The organism is Bacteroidota bacterium (assembly GCA_039111535.1).
Taxonomy (GTDB): domain Bacteria; phylum Bacteroidota; class Rhodothermia; order Rhodothermales; family JAHQVL01; genus JBCCIM01.
Genome location: JBCCIM010000287.1, coordinates 1 through 5,775, shown reverse-complemented (window position 1 = coordinate 5,775; position 5,775 = coordinate 1). Strand labels below are relative to the sequence as shown.

General features: G+C 50.5%; 6 protein-coding genes. 5 read left to right on the top strand and 1 reads right to left on the bottom strand.

What is annotated here, in order from left to right; all coding sequences use genetic code 11:
- A partial coding sequence (locus tag AAF564_25585) for a tetratricopeptide repeat protein (protein ID MEM8488943.1) occupies positions 1-682 on the top strand: 682 nt, incomplete at its 5' end.
- 83 nt (positions 683-765) lie between these two features.
- Here the strand turns inward: AAF564_25585 and AAF564_25580 are convergent.
- Positions 766-1,449, bottom strand: a complete 684-nt coding sequence (locus AAF564_25580; protein ID MEM8488942.1) for a hypothetical protein — start codon at positions 1,447-1,449, stop codon at positions 766-768.
- Between the two features lie 551 nt (positions 1,450-2,000).
- Between AAF564_25580 and AAF564_25575 the strand changes: the two genes are divergently transcribed.
- From AAF564_25575 to AAF564_25560, 4 genes are all read left to right on the top strand, one after another.
- Entirely contained in the window at positions 2,001-3,395 is a 1,395-nt protein-coding gene (locus tag AAF564_25575) for a UTP--glucose-1-phosphate uridylyltransferase (GenBank protein ID MEM8488941.1), read from the top strand.
- 186 nt (positions 3,396-3,581) lie between these two features.
- Complete coding sequence (locus AAF564_25570) at positions 3,582-4,781, top strand: SpoIIE family protein phosphatase (GenBank protein MEM8488940.1); 1,200 nt, start codon at positions 3,582-3,584, stop codon at positions 4,779-4,781.
- A 453-nt stretch (positions 4,782-5,234) separates the two neighbouring features.
- Positions 5,235-5,402, top strand: coding sequence for a hypothetical protein (locus AAF564_25565; GenBank protein ID MEM8488939.1), 168 nt, complete (start codon positions 5,235-5,237; stop codon positions 5,400-5,402).
- The coding region (locus tag AAF564_25560; GenBank protein MEM8488938.1) for an FG-GAP repeat protein at positions 5,332-5,775 on the top strand (444 nt) is incomplete at its 3' end. The genes AAF564_25565 and AAF564_25560, both read left to right, overlap by 71 nt.

Sequence of the window (5,775 nt, the reverse complement as noted above, 5' to 3'; positions counted from 1 at the left end):
TGTAGAAAAATATGGCATGCTACACGAGCTTACAAAAGAGACATGGCTCGAAGGCCGAGGTGCTCCGATGTCGCATGCCGACGAAGCCCGACAGCTAGAGGAAGAAGCGTGGCCCTTTAAGCGGCCTCTCTTTAAACCAGCGCTGATCCCTACATATCCCCAAGGCGTTGAACTTTTTTGGGCGGAAGCTTCAAATTTTATTGCCTATGTGGCATTTATAAGTCGTGAAGCATCATTTGTAAAGGTTAGCGTATCTGCAAGTAAGGAGGAGCATGTCCCAGACGAGGTTGCCTTGAAAGAATTGCTGGCGACGATGTCTTTTCTACCAGAACTCCCGCAACTAACACACGATCCTTATACCGAAGCAGATCGTCTGATGTTACTAGAACGCGACCATGAAATGGCCCTCGAATACTACAAGCGCGTGCCGGCAGACCACCCCGAGTACGTCAAAGCAAGAAGAATCATTGGCTACTCGATTTTGGGCAACAGCATGGGCAAGTGGGACGAAGCGGTGCCCTATGTTGAAGAGGCATACAAGCTGGCGCCGGATGATCCCAAGGTCGCAGAAGATATTGGCAGGGTATACCTTAAGGTCGGGCGGGAAGAAGAAGGCATTGCGCTGTTGAAGCAAGCCGGCACACCGCGCGCGAATCAGGTGTTGGAGTCGTTGGGGAATTGATAACAAGCGCCGTTACCCTATAAAAAAAAAGAAGCACCCTGATGTCATTTCAGGGTGCTTCTTTTATGTACCAAAATATGTTACTACCAGCCAATTCTGTTGCTATAGTCTTTGTCACTTCTTGACCGGCTACCAGATTGACTGCTGTCCGTGCCATCAGGAATGCTGATAATGTCGGCATTTACACTGCTACAGGTCCAACCGCGGGTGCTGTTGATGAGGTTGTAGACCAGGTTCACCTCAACGCCTTCATTGGTAACGGTCTCGATGCGGCCGCGCCTGTCTGGGACTTCACGGGTTACGCGAGCTGTACCGCGAGTAGTCAAACGCGCTGCGTTACCAGATATAATATCAACGCGATCATAGCTACTGTTGCGGCTCCTGATATCAATACGGTTGATGCGTTCACCAACTGTGTTCGAGTTGACCGATGCTGTAGCTCGGGAAGCCGGCAAGGGTTCGTCTTCAATTGCCCCATCGTCCCCCATTACCTGCGCAAGCTTGTCCTGCCAGGTGCTTCGGTCATCAGAACTGGTTGTTGCAGATGCTGTGGGCGGTGTGGAAGAAATGGCAATATCAGTAGGCCGGGGGACGTCAATCTCAACCGGGCAACGGTCAAGCTCAATCGGACTCATCTGGGCGATGGCTGCGCGTGCTTCGGTGCCGGCTTCTGGGCTGTTTCGGCGCAAGGTGAACCGGCCATTACTGTCCTGACATCCTACAAACAAAAACGAAAAAATCAATACAAACACGAAGGAATGCTTCATGGGGAAACTGGTTGTTTTAAAATCCAATAGAGTGGGACGCGTGGAGGCGCGCGACCACTTACTTCACGAAATATGGGATGGAGTTGCTAGCGTTTGGGGTGATGACACCTCTGATACGATACATCTCAATGCAATAACTGCTATTGCAGGGCGTATATAGAGACGCATAAACTGCGTATTTGCTTCCCGTTACACCATGTTTTTTTTGGTTTTACCCTTCTATCCGTACTGTTTAGTCTCAGTCACCTTGTTATGTTAAGCCTGCTTTGCGTGTTTTTTCGCTCAAGTGGACAGTGCACGTCGCGATATCAAGTAAGGTAACAGGGTTGTCAAAAGGCTTCCGGCAAAACTCGGGTAGATGGATGGAACGTTGCTTTCTCACATCTAATTCTATTTAAGGTAATGCTAAAATTGGTATTCTGCCTATACTATTGCATCAAGTTTTTTCAGGATGAAACGGGTCGGGCAACGACCGGTTAGTGCATTTGATAATCCTGAAAGGCACGTACCCACTTCTCTAGCCTTCCAGTAAAAATTTAGTATTTGAGTATATGGACGCCACGCTTACGCATCTGGATGCATTTTTGGATCGCATGAAAGAGGAGGGGATGCCCGATCTTGCTGCACGCTCTTTTGCCTATTACTACCAGCAGCTGGTTCGTGGTGAGACCGGCATGATTGCAGAATCGTCAATTGAGCCGGCGCAGGATATACCCGATTATGAGAAGCTGGCCTCAACGTATCGTGCTGCTGGAGAACGTGAGCTTGCCCATACAGCAATGCTTAAACTGAACGGTGGACTTGGGACTAGCATGGGCCTGAAACGGGCCAAGTCGCTACTGGCTGTTCGAGAAGAGCAGACTTTCCTGGATGTGATTGCACAGCAAGCCATCCACTGGGATGTGTCACTTTTGCTCATGAACAGTTTCTCAACGGCTGATGATTCGCGGGACAAAATTGCAGATTACCCAGATTTGAAGCGAGCGGTGCCATTGGATTTTATCCAGCACAAAATTCCCAAAGTCAACCAGGAAACGCTTGAGCCTGTGCGTTGGCCGACTGATGTTGCGCTTGAGTGGTGTCCGCCAGGGCACGGCGACCTCTATATTGCGATGGTGACCACCGGCATGCTGGCCGAACTTCGCAACGCCGGCATCAAATACGTGTTTGTATCCAATAGTGACAACCTGGGTGCGGTTATCGACCCGCTGTTGCTGGGGTATTTTGCAAAACACAATTTGCCATTCCTGATGGAGGTTGCTGATAGAACCGCGGCTGATCGCAAAGGGGGGCATCTTGCAGTAGATCCGTCAGGCGGATTTCTGTTGCGCGAATCAGCGCAGTGTCCGGCTGATGATACCGGTCATTTCCAGAATATCGATAAACATCGCTACTTCAACACGAATAACCTGTGGATCAATCTGGAAGCACTTGCTGCGCTGATCGAAAAGACAGAGGGTATCCTGGGCCTGCCCATGATCAGAAATAGCAAAACAGTAGACCCGCGAGATGGTGGATCTACGCCCGTTTATCAGTTGGAAACAGCCATGGGTGCAGCTATTGCCGTCTTTGAGGGCGCCGGTGCAGTGCGCGTCCCGAGGACACGGTTTGCGCCTGTAAAAACAACGAATGAATTGTTGGCCGTGCGTTCGGATGCATACCAGATGAATAAAGACTTTACACTGGCGCTGATCCCGGAACGTGAAGGCCGTCCGTGTGCGATTAACCTGGACCGCACGCATTACAAAACGGTCGATGCGCTGGCCGAGAAATTTCCGCATGGCTCGCCCTCATTGAAAGACTGCCAGCGACTCGAAGTGGTAGGTGATGTACGTTTTGGGAAAAACATAGTGTGCCGAGGCAATGTGACAATCACCAACAATGCTGACCAGCCCAAACACATTGAGGATGGCACCGTGCTCGATGGCGTTGTTGTGTTTTCCTGATCTCGTTTTACAAAATGGCGGGCGCATATTTGGGAGGCGTGTAACAGACCTGACTGCTACAACTTTTGTTGAAAAAACAAAACTGAATTCGTTTAATGCACCGGTTTGAGCGGCCGATATAACAACAGAATGTGTTGCATGCCGCAACACCGCTGTATTAGGATTAAGCCTCGCTCTTATACGCTTATGCGGATTTTGGTAGCTGATGATGATCGGCTTGTACGCACCTTGCTTAACAGGGTGCTGAAGGATTGGGGGCACACCGTGCAACTTGCAGAAGACGGCCAGGAAGCCTGGGAATATATCCAGGACCACCGGGTCGATTGTGTGATAAGCGACTGGTTGATGCCCAACATGAATGGTGTGGAGTTGTGTCAGAAAATCAGGGACCTCGACAGCAGGGCCTATGTCTACACCATTCTGCTTACTTCAAAAACTGAAAGCGCAGACCTCGTCACGGCATTCGAAGCCGGCGCAGATGATTTTGTAAGCAAGCCTGTTGATTTTGACGTCCTCCGGGCAAGAATTCGCGCAGGTGAGCGTATCGTACACCTCGAGCAAGATCTGGCAGCCCGAAATACCAAGTTACGCGAAGCCAATCGCAAGCTTGAAGAAGCCCGTCTCGAAATCCAGCGCGACCTCGAAGCCGGCGCAGCCCTGCAACGCAGCCTGCTCCCGCCACCAAGTATGACCATTGGTGACTACCGAATCGAATGGATGTATCAGCCACATTCTGTTGTGTCGGGTGATATCTTCAACGTTACGCAAATGGACGATGACCATATCATTTTCTACCTCCTCGACGTGTCCGGTCATGGGGTGCCCTCTGCGCTGCTTACCGTTACCGTTAGCAAAATGCTAGCTTCGAATTCCTGGGAAGTGAATCCTGTAATCAATTCCAAAACACGGAAAATACAGACAACGGGTGACGTACTGCGCGAACTTAACACCCGGTTTCAATTGGATGAGGAAACGTCGCAATACTTTACGATTGTATACGGCGTCTTGAATATCCATACGGGCGAGTTCCAGGTCGCGCAGGCTGGTCATCCTTCACCTATTGTACTTGATCCTGCTGGACAGGGACAGCTCATTGGTGAAGGTGGATTTCCGATTGGGTGGATGCCAGAGATCGACTTTGACAATGTCTCCATGCGCCTTCAGAAAGGCGGCCGGCTCATTTTGTACACAGATGGCATCTCTGAGTGTGCAAATACAGAGGGCGAAATGTATTCAGGTGAACGGCTGTTGGATTATACCCGGCGCACCCACACCATGCCACTTAAAGAATCAATGGATGGCATTCTAGACGAACTGCACGCATGGTCAAATGACCGCCCGTTTGATGACGATCTGTCTCTGCTGGCTATTGAGCGCCTTGGGTAGACACAGGGGGTGCCATAAAAGTGCAGCGCTCAGAAGCACGTAAAATGGTACGGCATATCGAAAGCGTTTGTAGGTAACGCGGTTGTTTTAAGGGTAGAGATTCGAAAGAAAAACGGTACTATTTTGCCATTTCTATTGCGCAAAAGCGCACACGCAGCGAAATAGCGACGACTCTGAGATGCAAGAGAGGGGGGATATTGCCTACTTTGAAGCGAATTATTGCGCAGTTGCGGCCAAAAAGATACAGGGGAAAACCGGCCTGCTGTAGTGGTTTGTAGTGCTGGCAGGTAATAGATTCCCTATGGGTTTTGGCTATGCTTTCTGTTAAGACTGTATCCATTTGCCCGTATCCTATTTCTCACGCGGCTTATAAAGGTAAATTATAGATACAGTAATCTGCACTTCTGAAAGGCTCTACTCTGGTGCCTAGGTAAACGAACAAGAAAAATCCGCATGCGATTAATACTAGCTTTCTTTCTGGCATTTCTATACACCATCCCGGCCCAGGCGCAGTCCGCCGATGAGGTGATCCCCTGGTACGACGCAGAAGCTGACTCCATGGTCTGGCTGTCTGTGGACGAATTTCAGGACTTCCTGGAGTCTCAGGGGGGGGGCTACTGAATCAGCTTCGCTGACTGAAGCCATCTCGGCCGCCTTAAATGAAACGGAGAAGCTCACCGCATCCGATGGCGCTGGAAGTGACTTTTTTGGTTACTCGGTATCGCTCTCCGGGGACCGCGCACTCATCGGGGTATTGGGGGACGACGATAACGGCTTCAGTTCAGGCTCCGCCTATGTCTTTGACTTTGATGGCAGCTCGTGGACTGAGACGGAAAAGCTCACCGCATCCGATGGCGCTGAATTTGACGGTTTTGGTTGGTCGGTATCGCTCTCCGGGGACCGCGCACTCATCGGGGCAGTTCTGGACGACGATAACGCCAACGATTCAGGCTCCGCCTATGTCTTTGACTTTGATGGCACCTCGTGGACTGAG